At 34.1% G+C, this 17,980-nt stretch carries 15 protein-coding genes; 3 read left to right on the top strand and 12 right to left on the bottom strand.

Annotated features, from left to right (window positions below; translation table 11 throughout):
- Positions 1-42 precede the first annotated feature (42 nt).
- The 7 genes from ACXGSQ_RS03855 to pdxA form a co-directional block, all read right to left on the bottom strand.
- Positions 43-2,775: a zinc-dependent metalloprotease gene (locus ACXGSQ_RS03855; RefSeq protein ID WP_458628322.1), complete on the bottom strand. Its 2,733-nt coding sequence runs from the start codon at positions 2,773-2,775 to the stop codon at positions 43-45.
- A gap of 107 nt (positions 2,776-2,882) precedes the next feature.
- On the bottom strand, positions 2,883-4,235 hold the full coding sequence (accC, locus tag ACXGSQ_RS03850; protein WP_458628321.1) for an acetyl-CoA carboxylase biotin carboxylase subunit: 1,353 nt from the start codon (positions 4,233-4,235) through the stop codon (positions 2,883-2,885).
- 76 nt (positions 4,236-4,311) lie between these two features.
- Entirely contained in the window at positions 4,312-4,791 is a 480-nt protein-coding gene (gene accB, locus ACXGSQ_RS03845; protein ID WP_458628320.1) for an acetyl-CoA carboxylase biotin carboxyl carrier protein, read from the bottom strand.
- 31 nt (positions 4,792-4,822) lie between these two features.
- Positions 4,823-5,818, bottom strand: coding sequence for a beta-ketoacyl-ACP synthase III (locus ACXGSQ_RS03840; protein ID WP_458628319.1), 996 nt, complete (start codon positions 5,816-5,818; stop codon positions 4,823-4,825).
- Positions 5,819-5,995: 177 nt separating this feature from the next.
- Positions 5,996-6,199, bottom strand: coding sequence for a 50S ribosomal protein L32 (gene rpmF / locus ACXGSQ_RS03835; protein WP_020897471.1), 204 nt, complete (start codon positions 6,197-6,199; stop codon positions 5,996-5,998).
- Between the two features lie 8 nt (positions 6,200-6,207).
- Entirely contained in the window at positions 6,208-6,747 is a 540-nt protein-coding gene (locus ACXGSQ_RS03830) for a YceD family protein (protein ID WP_458628318.1), read from the bottom strand.
- Positions 6,748-6,826: 79 nt separating this feature from the next.
- Positions 6,827-7,867, bottom strand: a complete 1,041-nt coding sequence (gene pdxA, locus ACXGSQ_RS03825) for a 4-hydroxythreonine-4-phosphate dehydrogenase PdxA (RefSeq protein ID WP_458628317.1) — start codon at positions 7,865-7,867, stop codon at positions 6,827-6,829.
- A 51-nt stretch (positions 7,868-7,918) separates the two neighbouring features.
- On the opposite strand from pdxA, the gene ACXGSQ_RS03820 reads away from it, so the two are divergent.
- The gene (locus ACXGSQ_RS03820) at positions 7,919-8,509 is read left to right on the top strand and encodes a riboflavin synthase (protein ID WP_458628316.1); all 591 of its coding nucleotides are present in this window, start codon (positions 7,919-7,921) and stop codon (positions 8,507-8,509) included.
- On the opposite strand, the gene ACXGSQ_RS03815 is transcribed toward ACXGSQ_RS03820, so the two are convergent.
- The 4 genes from ACXGSQ_RS03815 to ACXGSQ_RS03800 form a co-directional block, all read right to left on the bottom strand.
- Positions 8,506-8,697, bottom strand: a complete 192-nt coding sequence (locus ACXGSQ_RS03815) for a PID-CTERM protein-sorting domain-containing protein (RefSeq protein ID WP_458628315.1) — start codon at positions 8,695-8,697, stop codon at positions 8,506-8,508. The two genes, ACXGSQ_RS03820 and ACXGSQ_RS03815, sit on opposite strands and share 4 nt — an antisense overlap.
- A 246-nt stretch (positions 8,698-8,943) precedes the next feature.
- Positions 8,944-11,442: a TonB-dependent receptor gene (locus tag ACXGSQ_RS03810; RefSeq protein WP_458628314.1), complete on the bottom strand. Its 2,499-nt coding sequence runs from the start codon at positions 11,440-11,442 to the stop codon at positions 8,944-8,946.
- Positions 11,429-12,334, bottom strand: coding sequence for a FecR family protein (locus tag ACXGSQ_RS03805; protein WP_458628313.1), 906 nt, complete (start codon positions 12,332-12,334; stop codon positions 11,429-11,431). Before ACXGSQ_RS03805 ends, ACXGSQ_RS03810 begins: the two co-directional genes overlap by 14 nt.
- Before the next feature lie 55 nt (positions 12,335-12,389).
- On the bottom strand, positions 12,390-12,908 hold the full coding sequence (locus ACXGSQ_RS03800) for an RNA polymerase sigma factor (RefSeq protein WP_458628312.1): 519 nt from the start codon (positions 12,906-12,908) through the stop codon (positions 12,390-12,392).
- A gap of 238 nt (positions 12,909-13,146) precedes the next feature.
- On the opposite strand from ACXGSQ_RS03800, the gene ACXGSQ_RS03795 reads away from it, so the two are divergent.
- Positions 13,147-14,229, top strand: coding sequence for a hypothetical protein (locus tag ACXGSQ_RS03795; RefSeq protein WP_458628311.1), 1,083 nt, complete (start codon positions 13,147-13,149; stop codon positions 14,227-14,229).
- A gap of 101 nt (positions 14,230-14,330) precedes the next feature.
- On the opposite strand, the gene ACXGSQ_RS03790 is transcribed toward ACXGSQ_RS03795, so the two are convergent.
- On the bottom strand, positions 14,331-15,188 hold the full coding sequence (locus ACXGSQ_RS03790) for an EcsC family protein (protein WP_458628310.1): 858 nt from the start codon (positions 15,186-15,188) through the stop codon (positions 14,331-14,333).
- Positions 15,189-15,875: 687 nt separating this feature from the next.
- On the opposite strand from ACXGSQ_RS03790, the gene ACXGSQ_RS03785 reads away from it, so the two are divergent.
- Positions 15,876-17,975: a bifunctional aldolase/short-chain dehydrogenase gene (locus ACXGSQ_RS03785; protein ID WP_458628309.1), complete on the top strand. Its 2,100-nt coding sequence runs from the start codon at positions 15,876-15,878 to the stop codon at positions 17,973-17,975.
- Positions 17,976-17,980 lie beyond the last annotated feature (5 nt).

Raw genomic sequence — 17,980 nt, 5'->3', positions numbered from 1 at the left:
AAGCTCCTAATTTAGGAGCTTTTAAAGTAATAAATTATATTCTTAATCTACTATAATTTTCTTAGTCACTTTTTGTGTACCATCGGTAATCGTCAATAAATACACTCCAGATTGTGCATTATTAAGTTGAATTGCTTCATTAAATCTGTTAACGCTAGCAAAGTCTTTAGCATAAATAGATCGTCCACTAATATCATAAACAGCTACAGAAATAGCTTCACCAGATTTTGGATTGAATTGAATATTAAATGCTCCATTATTTGGATTAGGATAAATACTTAGAGCTTCTAATTCATTATCTTCAACAGACAACACGGCTTCAACAGTGTTTTCGCAAACCTCTATGGTCACAGAATTAATTACACTAGACGTATTATTAACGGTACTATCAAAAATAAAAAACGTCCAAGTCCCCTGAGAATTTGTTCCATCTACAGCAGATAATGCATCTTCTGGAATAACATTATTACCATTACTAAGAGTAGAACAGTTTATAGCTCCACCTTCGTCATCAAAAACAAGGTTTGGATTTGCGCCACCAACACACTCTTGAGATGCTAATCTAATAAGGAACGCTCCGGCATATGCTGGATGTCTAAAACCGTAAAATAAATCACCACTGTTTGGGTGTGTAATATCTACTGTAATATTGGCATCAGTCATAATTAAAGACGCTGGAACATTCAGATTAAATCCAGAATAAGTATCCGTGCTTTCTGGCACTGCTACCCCAAAATCAAAGGTATAACTTTCACATACATCAACAGTTTCATACACATAATTACCTATTGCAAAAAAAGAAGTGTTAAGGTTAAAAAAGATATTTCCTGCACCTTCAACCATAATTCTACATTTTGCGGCACTTACATTAGGCACAACAATAGAATGAGATCCATCATTTGGCACATTAGAAGCCAAAGTCGTGTTATAAGTTAACCCTCCGTCCGTTGATAGTAAAATATTAACATTAGCAGTATTTACACCATTTCCTGTAGTACCTGCTACATTCCAAGTTATTATTTCGGTTTCACCTGGTGTCCAAACAATCTGATCTGTATTTTGCGATGTTACCGTAAATGGACCTGCTGCCGCAACATTAGTAATGGTCATTTCATCTGAATCTGTCTGACCACCTCTAGCGTCATTATCTCTAACCGTTAACATAAAATCTATGGTTCTATTAATCGTAGATAATTTTTCCCATGTCGTAGAGGTGCCTCCATTATCTAAAATATCTGAAAGTCTTGGCACATATCTAATAGGGTTTTCCGTTCCTTCAAACGATCTTACCAATGGACCTGATAATGTTGTTTCCGTTGGAAGACCTGCTGATCCTAAATCGTATTGTTCCCAAGTGTAGGTTAATGTTTCTTCTCCATCTACATCTGTAGAGTTCTGACCATTTAATTTATAAGGTGTTCCTTTAGGTATGGTATAATTATTTCCTGCATTTGCAACTGGCTCAGTATTACCCGTAGCGATTCTATCTACAGGACAAGCACCTGTACTATTCACATGATTCCAGATATTATTTATACTATTTTGATGAAAATAAGCATCACTACCTATTTGTATGTTATCAGAACCACAAATACCAGCATAAGCCATAATTGTTGTTCCACTTCCTGGTTCATATGCCGAAGAACTTGTTCTATTTCCACCTGCACAATTACCTACCGTTCCATTAAACGTATGTGGTGCTCCAAACTGATGACCTAATTCATGTGCTACAAAATCGATATCATAGGCATCTCCAACAGGTTGTGATGTACCAGTGACACCTCTTGCTTTAAAGTTACTATTACAAGTCACTCCACGACTTGCTAAACCTCCTTCACCCGTACTAAATGTATGACCAACATCATAACCACCTGCAGTTATAGCGGCATTAATAACACTTTGACTTTGATTAATTAAAATTGATGTGTTATTGTTTTCAAAAACGTCGGTTGCCCCATCTGTATAAATAATGCTCGCATTATTTGCGACTAAAGTTAAGGTTATAGATAAATCTCTCTCATAAACACTATTAACTCTATTAATTGTTACCAATATGGCTGCCATTGCATCAGCAACTGTTCCTCCATGAAATTGCGTATACTCGCCTGTACATGCTACTGCAATACGATAATTTCTTAACGTACCATCATCTGCATTTCTTGCTAATGGCTCACTGAAATTCGTAGTATTATGCAATAAGGCATCATCATCAATAACACCACACTCAAATTCGAAATCTCTATCTGTTAAATCTCTCTTAGAATACACCGTGTATATATGTCCTTCTTTAGAAAATGGATCGATAAATTGAGTACCATTAGACGTTCCTAAAAACATAGCATGAAACCCTTTGGGTGTAATACTAAATCTAATTATTTCTGTAGGGTTATCAACCCCTTGACCAGCATAAGTTCTCATATTTGGAAACTGAGCCTGAAGTTCTGGCTCCATAATAGAAGCTTCAAACACTCTATACCGATTTAATTCCCCATCTGAATTAGGAAATAAAATGATTGTATTTCCTGGATTTTCTCTATTTCCTATATTTTGAACAGAATTTTTTAATTCTTCAATATTTAATTGATAAAACGTCTCAGATTTAAGGTTTATTTTTCTTACAACTTGTTCCGTTTGTCTTGCTTTTGATTCACTAACTCTAGTCCACAACGTATTTGACATTTGCGAAGTCGCTGGAATAGAAAAGAATACTATTACAACAGTAATAGCCTTTATAAGGTATTTTTTTAACATAGCTTGTTTTTGTTTTTTTTTCAATCCTTAAAGTTACGGTATTTATTTTATTAATAATAAACCACCTATAGCAGAACAACCCAAAAACCGTAATGCTATAAAAAAACCCAAACTTACGTTTGGGTTTTAATTTAGTCTTCAATCTCTTTTTGTAATTTGAAATCTTCCATAAATTTAGTGGTATAATTACCCGCTAAATACTCTGGATTATCCATTAACTGCCTATGAAAAGGTATCGTAGTTTTGATTCCTTCAATCACAAACTCATCTAGAGCACGCTTCATTTTATTGATAGCTTCTTCTCTCGTTTGAGCTGTTGTAATCAACTTTGCTATCATAGAGTCATAATTAGGCGGAATACTATAACCAGCATATACATGCGTATCTAATCGTACTCCGTGTCCACCTGGTGCATGAAGTGTAGTGATTTTTCCTGGTGAAGGTCTAAAATCATTAAATGGGTCTTCAGCATTAATTCGACACTCAATAGAATGTAAATTTGGTGTATAGTTTTTACCAGAAATTGGCACCCCTGCAGCCACTAGTATTTGCTCACGAATTAAATCGAAATCGATAACTTGTTCAGTAATTGGGTGTTCTACTTGAATACGTGTATTCATCTCCATAAAGTAGAAATTTCTGTGTTTATCTACTAGAAATTCTACAGTACCAGCACCTTCATACTTAATGAATTCAGCAGCTTTTACAGCAGCTTTACCCATTTTAGCTCTCAATTTATCGGTCATAAAAGGAGAAGGGACTTCTTCTGTTAATTTTTGATGACGTCTTTGTATAGAACAATCTCTTTCTGATAAGTGACATGCTTTTCCACGAGAATCACCAACAATTTGAATTTCTATATGGCGCGGCTCTTCAATAAGCTTCTCCATATACATATCATCATTTCCAAAAGCAGCTTTAGATTCTGAACGCGCAGATTCCCATGCATTTTGAAGGTCTTCTGGTTTCCAAACGGCACGCATACCTTTTCCTCCACCTCCTGCAGAAGCTTTAAGCATAACAGGATATCCTGTTTCTTTAGCGACTTTTACACAGTCTTCAAATGTTTCAATAACACCTTCACTTCCTGGCACACATGGTACACCAGCAGCTTTCATTGTAGCCTTAGCATTAGCTTTATCACCCATTCGGTTAATCATCTCTTCAGATGCACCTATGAATTTTATACCATGCTCTTCGCATATTTTTGAAAATTTTGCGTTTTCTGATAAAAATCCATAACCCGGATGAATAGCATCTGCATTGGTAATTTCTGCAGCAGCTATAATGTTTGATATTTTAAGATAGGATTCGCTACTAGGAGGTGGACCGATACAAACGGCTTCATCTGCAAATTTCACGTGAAGACTTTCGGCATCTGCTGTAGAATACACAGCAACTGTGCGAATACCCATTTCTTTACAGGTTCTAATAACTCTAAGCGCTATTTCTCCCCTATTGGCTATTAATATTTTTTTAAACATAACTTTTATGTATTTAAAATTTCAAATTCCAAATCCCTAAAACATTAGAAATTATACTTTGGAATTTTAAATCGGGTTATGATGGATCTACCAAGAATAATGGCTGATCGAATTCTACTGGAGAGGCATCATCAACGAGTACTTTCACAATTTTACCAGAAATTTCTGATTCAATCTCGTTAAATAGTTTCATTGCTTCTATAACACAAAGCACATCTCCTTCTTTAATATCTGTACCCACCTCAACAAAAACAGGTTTATCTGGAGAAGGCTTACGATAAAATGTCCCAATTATTGGTGATTTTATAGTGATATATTTTGAATCCTCTGCTGGAGCTACTGGTGCCGCAGCCTCTTGTACTGGTGCTGCCGGATGCACAGGCATATGCTGTTGCATTACTGGTGCTGTTTGCATTGGCATTTGTTGTACAATTGTAGTATCACCTTCTGAACCTGTTCTGATGGTGATTTTTATATCGTCCATTTCTAGCTTAACTTCGCTTGCTCCAGATTTCGCAACAAATTTAATTAAGTTCTGAATTTCTTTTATATCCATAATTTTAGATATTTTGTTAGTTAGTTTTTAATTAGGAATTATAAGCCCACTTAAAATAAATTGAGCCCCAAGTAAATCCACCACCAAAGGCAGCAAATATTATATTATCACCTTTTTTAAGTTGTGATTCGTAATCAAATAATAATAAGGGTAATGTTGCAGAAGTGGTGTTCCCATACTTCTGAATATTCATCATTACTTTATCTTCTTCTAAATCAATTCTATTCGCAGTAGCATCAATAATACGTTTATTAGCTTGGTGTGCTGCTAACCATGAGATATCATCATTAGTAAGATTATTTCTTTTCAAAATCTTTTCGGTAACATCAGCCATATTAAACACAGCGTTTTTAAATACCGTTTTACCATCTTGAAAAACATAATGTTTCCCTTCGTTAAATGTATCTTTAGTTATAGGATAAGCAGAGCCTCCGTAAGTTGCTTGCAAGAACTCTCTTCCATCTCCATTACTTCGTAGTAACTCATCTTGCAGACCTAAACCTTCTTCATTGGGTTCAAAAAGTACAGCACCAGCTCCATCACCAAAAATAATGCATGTTGCTCGGTCTTCGTAATTAATAAATGATGAATTTTTGTCTGCTCCTATTAAAAGAATTTTTTTATAACGACCAGCTTCAATATAAGCCGATGCAGTAGACATTCCGTAAAGAAAGCTAGAACATGCCGCCTCTAAATCGTAAGAAAATGCATTTACGGCACCAATTTGTGTTGCAGTGTAAGCCGCTGTAGAAGCTGCTTTCATATCTGGTGTTGCTGTACAAACAATAACCAAATCTATTTCTTTAGGGTCTAGCCCTTTTTTTTGAATGAGATCTTCAGCTGCTTTAATAGCTAAAAATGAAGTCCCTTTTCCTTCTTCTTTAAGAATTCGACGCTCCTTTATTCCTGTTCTTGAGGTGATCCACTCATCATTGGTCTCAACCATAGTTTCGAGGATTTTGTTCGATAAAATATAATCAGGAACATAGCCTCCGACAGCTGTAATTGCCGCTGTGATTTTACTCATTATTAGCTTTTAGATTAATTAAAAGTATGAAAAATTGACAAAAATCGTAGTGTTTAATTCAATTTTCCTAGTTTTTGGCAAATAGTAATGCAAAGTAAGTGGTTTTTGCTGTATTCAAAAAATAATAACAAAAAAAACGCTCACATAGGAGCGTTTTCTTGTATGCATGCATAGTACTTACGCTGCGTTTTCTTCTTCAACAGAGTTGTCAATAAGAACTTGACCTCTGTAATATAGTTTACCATCATGCCAATGAGCTCTATGGTATAAGTGTGGCTCACCAGTTGTTGGGCAAGTTGCTATTTGAGGTACAGAAGCTTTATAATGTGTTCTTCTTTTATCTCTTCTTGTTTTCGATATTTTACGCTTTGGATGTGCCATTTTAAATGTTATTTATCCGTTAATAGTTTTTTTAAATTATTCCAACGAGGATCAATATCCTCTGATGATTTTGTTTTATGGTCCTCACTTGGACGCAATTCTTCTAATTTTGAAAGTATGTCTGATTCTAATGTACCATCTTCAATACCTGGATGAATTCGTTTAATTGGAACCGCTAAAATAATGAGCTCATATATATATTGTGCTACATTAATCTCATATTCACCATGTGGTATAATTAAGATATCTTCATTATCATCATTATACTCATTACCAAACTTAACTACGAGTTTAAAATCGTCGCTAATAGCCTGGTTATAGGGTTCATTTGTAATATCGCAATTCAAGTTTATTGTGCCTTCCGCTGAAAAATGCAACTCTAAAAGAGTTGATTTTTTGTCGAATTCGAGGTCAATATTTACATCAACTGCGTTAAATTCATCATATTCAAAATGTTCAAAGAACGCATTATCAATCTGAAAATCAAAATGATGCATTCCTTCTTTTAATCCTACAAAAGGGATAGTATAAGATTTTAATGCCTTCATTATCACATTCAATTTGAGCGTGCAAATATATAAATTTTTCCTTACTTAAAGACTAGATATCAACAAATTTTGTTTATAACTATCGAGAAGCTTTCTTTAAAGGGTTTTTACTGTAGTAATCGTACTCTTTTCGCTTTCTAAAAATATCCATTGCTGTAAATATGGCTTGCTTCATAGAACTTTCATCTGCAATACCTTTTCCGGCAATATCATATGCTGTACCATGATCGGGTGAAGTCCTTACTTTATCTAAGCCTGCTGTATAATTCACCCCTTTTCCAAAAGCAATAGTTTTAAAAGGAATTAAACCTTGATCGTGATAAGAAGCAATAATAGCGTCAAAACTTTTATACGTATTAGATCCAAAAAAACTATCCGCAGAATAAGGTCCATAAACCAAAGTACCATCAGCTTTTATTTTTTCTAAAGCCGGTTTTAAAATGGTGTCGTCCTCATTACCAATAACTCCATTATCTCCTGCATGTGGGTTAATCGCTAAAACCGCAATTTTCGGTTTTCTTATACCAAAATCTTGTATTAAAGATTTAGCAACAGTCGTAATTTTTTCTTTAATAAGACTTTCTGTAATTGCATTACTAGCATCCTTAAGTGGCACATGATCTGTCAGAAGACCAACTCGCAATTCATCAGAGACCATAAACATTAAGCTCTTACCGTTTAAGGCTTTTGCCAGATAATCTGTATGACCCGGGAAATTAAATTTTTCAGATTGAATGTTGTGTTTGTTAATTGGTGCCGTTACCAGTACATCAATGGTGCCTTCTTTTAAAGCTTTGGTCGCTGCTTCAAGAGATTTTATAGCATATTCTCCTATTTTTTTATCTTCAGTGCCAAATTGAATTTTTACAGGTTCGCTCCAAACCTCAACCACATTAACTTTTCCATGAACTACTTTTTCGGGCGAATCAATATTGAAAAAATTAATTTTACTATTAAAATGATTCTTGAAAAATTGCATGGTTTTAGCCGAAGCAAAAATAACAGGAGTATTCAATTCTAACGATCTTGGGTCTTCATAAGTTTTAATGACAATTTCTGCACCAATACCATTGAGGTCACCAATGGAAATCCCTACAATTATCTTTTCGTCTTTTTTCATTTTTTGTCTTTAACTTTGTAACTGCAAATTTAACTAAATAAAGTACAAATTATGTTCACAGGCATTATAGAAGATCTTGGCAGAATAGAAAAACTTGAAAATGATGGTGGAAATCTTCATATTACAGTGCATACCGCTTTAACAAATGAATTAAAAATTGATCAAAGTGTTGCTCACAATGGAGTGTGTTTAACCGTTGTAAGTATTGATGGTGATAAATACACAGTAACAGCAATCCAAGAAACACTTGATAAAACCAATTTAGGGTTACTTAAAGCAAACGATGTTGTCAATATAGAACGCGCTATGAAACTTGGTGATCGTTTAGACGGCCATATTGTACAAGGACACGTAGATCAAACAGCAACTTGTGTAGATATTGTTACCGAAGACGGCAGTTGGGTTTTTACATTTGAATATGATAAAAGCCTCAATAATATCACTATAGAAAAGGGTTCTATTACCGTAAATGGAGTGAGTTTAACGGTTGTAAATTCGCAATTGAATCGTTTTTCTGTAGCAATAATACCTTACACGTTTAATCATACGACGTTTAAGACCTTAACTATTGGAGATACAATAAATTTAGAATTTGACGTCATTGGAAAATACGTGAAACGCCTAAATGACTTACGTAATTAAACCTTTTGTTTAGAAATCTTATAGGATTTATATATCCCATAAAATAAAGCAAGTGTAAATAGGACTATAATACCGCCATCAATAGGAAGACCTGGTGGTGGTGGTGGTGCTGGAGGAGGCGGTGCTCCCGCAGAGCCCTGAGCCATAGATGCAAAGCCAACGAAAAAAACTAAGACAGAGGCAAACATATTTTTTTTGTGCATTCTATTAATTATGATGTAAAAGTATAAAAAAAAATGAGTTGACAAAATTAAAATCACTAAAAAACATCTTTAAACGGCAAATATATCCGACAAAGTGCGTAAAATAGGGTTAAATTAGGGAAGTTACCTACATTTTTATTCGCAATTAACGCAAATATAATATTAATTATATTGAAACGCCCTACTAAAAACGCTTAAAACCTAAAATAAGAGTTTAACTACCAAGCTGTTCTAAAAATAGACACGAAAAACCGCATTAGTCGTAATCCCTAATGAATATCTGGAAAACCTTATCGCATTATCATCTGCATCAATCCTATAATAGTTGTTGATTGGATTTTTAACATCAGAGATGTTCCAAGCAGACATACCAACTTCTGAACGGAACACCTTATTTATCTTAAATTTATAAAGTGCTGAAGCATCAATTCTGAAATAATCTCGTAATCGTTCGTTATTGGCCTTACCAAAATTAATAGCATTACCTGTAACTTCATTTTCTACTAATGGTATCGATGTTGGTTTCCCTAGCCTGTAATTTAATCCGGCAGAAATGTTCCACGACTCATCACTATAGGTTGTACCCAATGTAAAGGCATGCGTAATATCAAAATTGCTAGGAAACTCAATTTCTTCAAGCGTTTTAAAGGTATAATCGTTTTTTATATATGAATAACTCAACCACGTATTTAGATGATTGAAATTTTTTCGGACTAAAAATTCGGCTCCTAAAACATCGTAGCTTCCTTTTTCTTTTTCAAATTCATACTTTGTGGTAAACCCCTGACTTTGTGTGGTGATGCCATCCACTTTTTTGTAATACACTTTGGCATCAATTAACCAACCTTTGTTTTTATAAAGCAATCCTAATGAGGCTTGTTTACTTTTAATTATTGGGATACTATCATTATCTGTGAGTTGCCATCGCCGTTTTTCTACTCCTAAAAAATCATTTTGAAAGTTGATAATTTGCGAGGTGGTTTGATGTTTAAACTCACCTAATGCTTCTAATTCCACATGATTTCCTAAAGCTTTTCGAATACTTAAACGCGGTTCTACAATCAATTCATCAAACTTTTCTAGATAATTCGCCCTTACTCCTAATTTAACGCTAAGATCTTTCGTGTCATTTTCAAACTGTGTCTGAGCAAAAACCGCTTGTTCTCGTAAAACTTCAGAATCACGTCGTACAAATCTTGGCACATCGATATCATTTAGGTTTGTAATTTCCGATTCAATAAAATTATAACCCAAATTGAATTGCCATAGATTTTGGGTATAAAACCCTTCTAATTTTGCTGAAGTTTCAGACACTAGATTTTCTTGCAAAAAACGCTGCTCTGCCATAACGTTAGCATTTACAGCTTGTAATGTATAATCTGTATTATAAACATTGAGCACAGTACTTAATTTATCATTCCATTGTCGTCTATAATTTAAGCCTACTGAAATACTCTTTTGAGAAATACTACTTTCTCGAGTTTCTTCTACTCCATTAAAAAGGGCCGATTCATCAAAGGTTAAATCGTTATGAACTAGCATAAAATTTAATCGTAAAAAATCCTTATCCGATGGCTTATAAAGCCACCTTAAAGACGCATCATAAAAATCGAAGGCTTGATTTGAGTTACTAACATTAGAGGTGTTTTCTGCGACCTCTGTATCTTGTGTCACACGTTCAAAATACGTTTTATAAGTTGGTGTTCTTACCAATTCATCAATAGATTTACGTCCTGCAATTTGAACTGAAGACTTTTCACCAATTGGTGCATTTAAAAATAAATCGGCATTAAGAAGATTAATTCCAAAGGAACCTTTAAAATTGGATTCGATGGTTTTACTAGAATGCATATCAATAGTTCCTGAAACACCATCGGTATAAGACGCATCTGTACCGTTATTAATTACGGTTGCCGTTTGTGTGATTTGTGGATTGAAACTTGAAATAAGCCCGAAAAAATGACTGGATTGATACATTTTTATCCCATCCCAAAGCATTAAATTTTGGTCGTGAGACCCGCCTCTTATATTAATATTGGAAACGGTTTCGTCAACGCTTAATACTCCAGGCAATGCCTGAACCGTATGTAACACATCAGACTCTATAAGTCCTGGTAATAAGGTAAACTTGCTATAATCAATAGCGATACTTCCGTCTTGTTGTTTGTCTATACCTTTAACAATATAGCCGTTGAGCACTACAGAACTAAACACCTCAGCTTCTTCCATTAAAGTAATAGCCTCACAACTATTTAATTTAAAAAATTGGGCTTGACGCTCTATGGTTTTAAAACCTATAAATCGGATGGTAAGAAGCGTCGCCAATGATGGGACTTTAATTTCAAAATAGCCATCATCATTAGTTACTGTATAATTGTGTTTCGTATTGATGGTTGCTCCATAAAGCGGATTTTCCATGTTGTCTCGCAAATAACCACAAATTGTAATGGGTTTAGTGATACTAAAGACCACGTCGCTAATTTTAGTAAAAATTAAATGGGTCTGTTGTTCTAAGGTTTCAATTTTTGTGTTTAGACTTAGATTGTCAGCTAAAGGAATGACATAGATCTCTTTAAGAAGATCACTTTTATAATTGAAATTAACATTATGACTTTTAGAAATCTCATTAAGCACTTGTATGATAGATATTTTTCCATCATTAGCTTGTGCTTTTACTGAAAAGCAAATTAATACACTTATTAAAAAAGTTATATACTTAATCTTTAGCATTGTGTATGACGACCTCTTTATTATTTATAATTTCATAGGTCAAACCAAGCGGCTGTGTAATTGCTTTTAAAGCATTATTAAGGTTATCGTGCTCAAATGCGCCTGTAAATCTCAACGTATTTGCAGTAATGGAATCGGTAATTGTGATGTTATATTGACTTTCGAGCTCTAAAAGCACTGCTTGTACAGACGCATCTTTAAATACACTCATATTTTTAAGCCAATACGGTTCTGCTATAGCAATGTTAGATTTTTTAGTAGTTCCTGATTTTAAAATAAACTCTGAACCGGCTGGTACTTTTATAACCGCATCGTTATAACTGACTTGCACCAAACCTTCATAACAGGTTACTTTAAAAATGCTATCCTTTGTAAACACATTAAACTCGGTTCCTAAAACGGTTACTTTTCCAAATTCAGTATTGACATCGAATTGCTTTCCTTTTTCGACATCAAAAAAGGCTTCTCCTTTTAAATTTAAGGTTCTTTCGTTATCCCAATTTGAAGGCCTATATGTAAGCTGAGACAACTCATTAAGTTCTACTCTAGAATTATCAGGAAGTGTAATGGTTTCTTTTTGTGCTAAATCGGTTGCAATTGTATTGGTATTATCTCTATTTAAAAACAAAAATAAGGTTAAACCAATAACAAAAACAGCTGCAAATCGTGATGCTATATTCATCCAATTAATTGACGAAGCCTTTTTATTTTGTAACTGGCTTTCTAAAGCTTCAAACGCAGGCACTTTTGCATGATGAAGACCACTAAAGCGCTGTGCTTCTTCTGCTATTTCATTATACAGCTTCGCATCCTCTAAAGCATTAAAAGCTTCCGCCTCTGCTTCAGATAAGTTGTTGTCCAACCATTTTTTTAGTAAATATTCTTTGTCCATAACTTGATGCTATACTTATAAAACAACTCAACGTTCAATTGTCCCAAAATTAGTTTCAATTCAGTTCTTCCAATTGATCTTTCAACTTATTTAAGGCGGCATAAATTCTGTGTTCAGCTACTTTTTTGGTAATACTTAATAACTCTGCAATTTCTTTGTGGGTTTTTCCATCGACCTTACTTAAAAGAAAAGCCACACGTTCTTCTTCTTTTAATGTTGACAAGGCTGTTTCGTAGCGCTTTAAAAATTCCTTTTTACGCAGCATGAATTCTGGCGTCTCATTAGTGTAATCCTTAGGCTTTACTTCTTGATGCTTAAAAACAATCTTTTGGTGTTTCACCTCGTTAAGCATCATATTATTTGCAACCGTATATAAATAAGATTTTGCAGCTTCAGGTGCCACTTTAGCACAGTTTTCCCATAATTTAATAAAGGCATCTTGCACTTTATCTGAAGGGTTTAATAAATCACCATACTTATAGTATAGAATAGTGCTCATGCTTTGCGCATACTTTTCGTAGAGTTTAGAAAAGCGTAGTTTATCACAGATATCTTTGTGGAGCGACTTAGACAATTAAAAGTATTTTTTTTGAAATTTGAATTCTCAAAAGTATACTTTTTTTTAAAGACCATGCAACAGAGGAATACATCGAATCAACTAAAATCAACGATTTAAACCCCAAAACAACTCAAATTGTAATTAAATAAAAAAAACAATATATTTTTCGGGACATTTAATTCATCAGTTGTTCTAAGTATAAAGACGGTAATTAATATGCCGTATTAATTGAAAAACTAAAAACAAATTATTTATGAAAACTATGAAACCTTTCCTTTTTGCGTTAGTTGGTTTATTCTTAACTATAACATCTTGTAGAACTGAAGATGATATAAGTATTGATCCACCAGCAGAATCTACTTTACAAGCTAATTCCGCTTTGGCGAGTCAGATTCAAAGAGTCACTATGAATGATGGTTCTGTAGATAATATCGTTTATAATGCCAATTGTTTTACCATTCAACTGCCTATAACCGTAACCATTAATGGAACAGAACTCATAATTACAAATATTAATGATTATGATGATCTTGAAGATCTACTTGACGAATTTGATGACGATGATGATAATATAGACATCTCCTTTCCTATCACCATTATTTTTTCAGATTACTCCGAAGTTCAAATTAACAGTTTAGATCAGCTAGAAGATTATGCTGATGATTGTAATGATGAAAATGAATTTGATGATGATATTGAATGTTTAGATTTTGTATATCCAATTACAGCTTCTATTTTTAATACCAACAACGAAGTTATTGAAACACTCACATTCACTAACGATTATGATCTTTATGAATTTATAGACGACATAGATGAAGATGATTTAATTGGTTTTGAATTTCCTATAAGTATTGTAATTGCTAATGGTAACGTCATTGTAATTAATAATTTTAATGAGCTTGATGATGCCATTGATGAATATAATGACGATTGTGATGAAGACGATGATTACGATTATGATGATGACGATTGTATGAATTGTACAACAAGCCAATTAGAATCTATTTTAACAGCTTGTTCAGATTGGCATATAGACGAATTAGAACGCAACGACAATGATTTAGAAGACAACTATACAGGTTATCTTTTTAATTTCTTTGCAGATAATACAGTTACAGTGTCTTGGACTGAAAACACTGCCAATGGAACATGGACAACTAGCGAAACAGGAAACAATATCACAGTAACTTTTGATATTCCAGGGGTTGACGATATCAATGATACGTGGATTTTACATGAAATTGATAACGATGATGATGATAACGAAACTGAAGTAAGCTTTGAAATAGGAGAAGACGACGAACTAGAATTTAAAAACAACAATTGTAATTAAAATAGTAGGCTAAATTAATGAGCTATATTTAAGATCCTTAACCTACTTTATTAATAGCAGAACCAGCCATGAAGCAATTTGTGGTTGGTTTTTTTATAAACTTAATTTTCTTTAACCTCTGTATTTATAGTCTCATAAACCAATTTAACCTCAGCTTCGCCATACTTTCGTTCTAAACGTCTTATGGTAAAATGTGCCGTTGCCATCTTTTGAAAATGATCTACAAATACATAATTTAAACCACCTCCTCCAATGGCTCCTACAATAGGTACGGCTTGCGCTAAAAATTTCTCACTAATAAGAAGACTTAATCTCGTGGCAATTTTAGACAGAAAATTACCTATAGCATTAGACCCCAAAGCACTTGCTCCTTTCACCAAACTTTCTAAACTCATTTTTATACTAGCTGCCGAAACGTTACTTAAAGCTGAGTTTAATGCCATACGCGTCGTGTAGTAACTGGCCTCCATACCGTCATCGTCAAGAGAATCTCCACCAAGTGCAAAAACTTGCAGACATGCCATTTGGCCTTCTAAAGTATAAATATCTTCACCTTCACTACGCGCAATATCCATAATAGTACGCATTAAAAATTTCGTCGTTAGCGTTACTTCTGAGGCAAAAATAGCAGTACCAAAACCTGTAGAAGACCCGAAAAAACCACTTAATGCACCTGTACCTGTGACAATACTTTTATAGGTGTTTTTTGAAGGCTTTTTAAATGTTTTGTGCTTTTGAATGGTTAATAAATTCGCTTTTATAATTTTTAATAATACAGATTCGGTAATCTTCTGCACTTTAACTAACACTTTTTCTGGCACATAATTAATCCCTGTTTCTACGGTATTACCTATTTTATTGACATTGCGTATGGCCCAACCTAAATTTTGCATGCTCATTTTCGCATGTTTTAAAGCTTGTTTATCTTCTGCTGAAATAGGATTTGTTGTTAGATTCAAGTATATTGGTATTTATAAAGATTTGTCGGTAAATCTTAATTATTGTTACAAAATCATAAACCATGTTTTGGCGAGTTCTATTTTGAAATGATAAAAAACCTTTATTTAGTCCCACAACGAATAGCATTATTGAAACATCTAAGATGTTTAGCAAAGTCCAGCTTATAAAAGCTATTTAAGCTTCAGCCTATTTTCCCAGTGTTTTTTTTACACCTAGCGAAATCAAAAGAAAATATTATGTTGATAGAGAAACTTTAAATCATTTTCTTGTAGTCCCCTTAAAAAACTTACGCGATAAAATTATTAGCATTTGTATCAAACCCTTTAAACTGCTAAACATAAAAGATTTGAAATACGCTTACTCTCTAATAGAGTGAACGTATAAAATCAAAGATTAGCAATAATTTCAAAGAACTTCCCTCAACTTCTTATAGAAACTATTGATATTGTGATATGAATTATTAACTAATATTTTTATTCATTGCTAGATTCAGCCTCATTACACTTTTTTATAGTATCTCATATTTTTATACAATCTGATTAATTACTTGTTTTATTTGTCTTTTATGATAGGACAGCGTCTGTTTTACTTAGGTTTAGTGGGCTATTTATGTACTTTTGAGAAGAGCCGAAATTTTTTAAACACGTAAAAAACGACACTTTTTTTAATAAATAAAACCCACTAACATGTCAATAAAAAATTACCGTTATGTAGATTATCTATGGGACGAGACTAAAGTAGAAAAGATAAAAAACGATGAAGTCGCACAATTTTTATATCGCTCTAACATCTTAGGTAGTGATCTTAGAATTACTAATTATGGAGGAGGAAATACAAGCTGTAAAACTATTGAGAAAGACCCTTTAACAAATAAAGATGTTGAAGTCATGTGGGTAAAAGGGTCTGGAGGAGATATTGGCACCCTAACAAGAAGGGGCATAGCAGGCTTGTATACCGATCGCTTAAGAGATTTAAAAAAAGTATATCGAGGTGTAGCCTATGAAGATGAAATGGTAGCGCTTTTCAATCACTGCATTTTTGATTTAGATAGCAAAGCACCATCTATAGATACTCCGCTTCATGGATTGTTACCGTTTAAGCATATCGACCATTTACATCCTGATGCCTTAATTGCTGTAGCTGCTGCAAAAGACAGTGAAAAGGTAACTAAGGAAATTTGGGGAGACACTATGGGTTGGGTTCCATGGAAAAAACCAGGTTTTGAATTGGGTTTAATGCTCGAAAAATGTTTGGAGGATAACCCAGGAATTCGCGGCATTGTTTTAGGTTCTCATGGTTTATTCACTTGGGGAGATACCTCATACGAATGTTATATCAACAGTTTAGAAGTCATAGAGATGGCATCTGCTTATATCGAAAATAAAATTGCTGAAAATGGTGACGTTTTTGGCGGTCAAATTGTTGAAAGTCTTCCAAAAGAAGAACGACTAGAAAAAGCAGCCATATTAGCACCAGTACTGAGAGGCTTATGTGCTTCTGAAAACAGAATGATTGGTCATTTTACAGATGATGACAAAGTTTTAGAATTTATAAACAGTAAAAACCTACACCGTTTAGCTCCGATGGGAACGTCATGTCCAGACCACTTTTTAAGAACGAAAATTCAACCATTAGTACTCAATTTAAGTCCTTCTGAAGATGTAAATAACACCGAACTCATTTTTGAAAAGTTAGAGCCTGCATTTGATAACTACAGAAAAGAATATGAAGCATATTACGAGACTTGTAAAAACGACACAAGTCCTGCCATACGAGATGCAAACCCTGTCATTATTTTGTATCCAGGTATTGGAATGTTCAGTTTTGCAAAAAATAAACAAACGGCTCGTGTAGCGAGTGAGTTTTATATAAACGCTATTAATGTGATGCGTGGTGCTGAAGCCATTTCAGAATATACCTCATTACCGCGTCAAGAAGCCTTTGATATTGAATATTGGCTATTGGAAGAAGCCAAATTACAAAGAATGCCTAAAGAGCAATCATTGTCTAGAAAAGTAGCACTAATAACTGGTGCTGGAGGAGGTATTGGCAAAGCCATTGCTGATAAGTTAGCCGCAGAAGGCGCTAATGTTGTACTTACGGATTTATCTGAAGACCGATTAAAAAAAGCCATAGTAACATACAAAAACGATACAGCCATTTACGTTCAGGGCGATGTCACAGATAGTCATTCTATAGCCAACACTTATAAACAAGCGTGTTTAGCTTTTGGCGGTGTAGATATCGTGGTGCACAGTGCTGGTTTAGCGATTTCAAAACCATTAGAAGAAACCACGGATAAAGATTGGGATATATTGCAAAATGTATTGGTTAAAGGGCAATTTGAATTGGCAAAACAAGCCGTTGGAATTTACCGAAAACAAAAATTAGGTGGAGATATTGTAAATATAGCGAGCAAAAACGGACTCGTATCAGGACCTAATAATGTGGGTTATGGAACCGCAAAAGCGGCTCAGCAACACATGTCTAGATTATTAGCTGCGGAATTGGGAGCCGATAAAATAAGAGTGAATGTTGTAAATCCTGATGGTGTTATTGTGGGTAGTAAAATCTGGGAAGGCGAATGGGCAAAAGGACGCGCTGAAGCCTATGGCATTACGGTTGAAGAATTACCAGCACATTATGCTAAACGAAATTTATTAAACGAAATAATTTATCCTGCTGATATTGCAAATGGCGTATTTTCTTTGGTTGCTATTTTAGATAAAAGCACAGGAAACATTATTAATGTAGATGGAGGCATGGCAAATGCTTTTGTACGATAATCAAT

The organism is Winogradskyella sp. PC D3.3 (assembly GCF_054366245.1).
The sequence above is the reverse complement of the archived record's forward strand: the minus strand, read 5'-3'. Positions and strand labels throughout refer to the sequence as shown.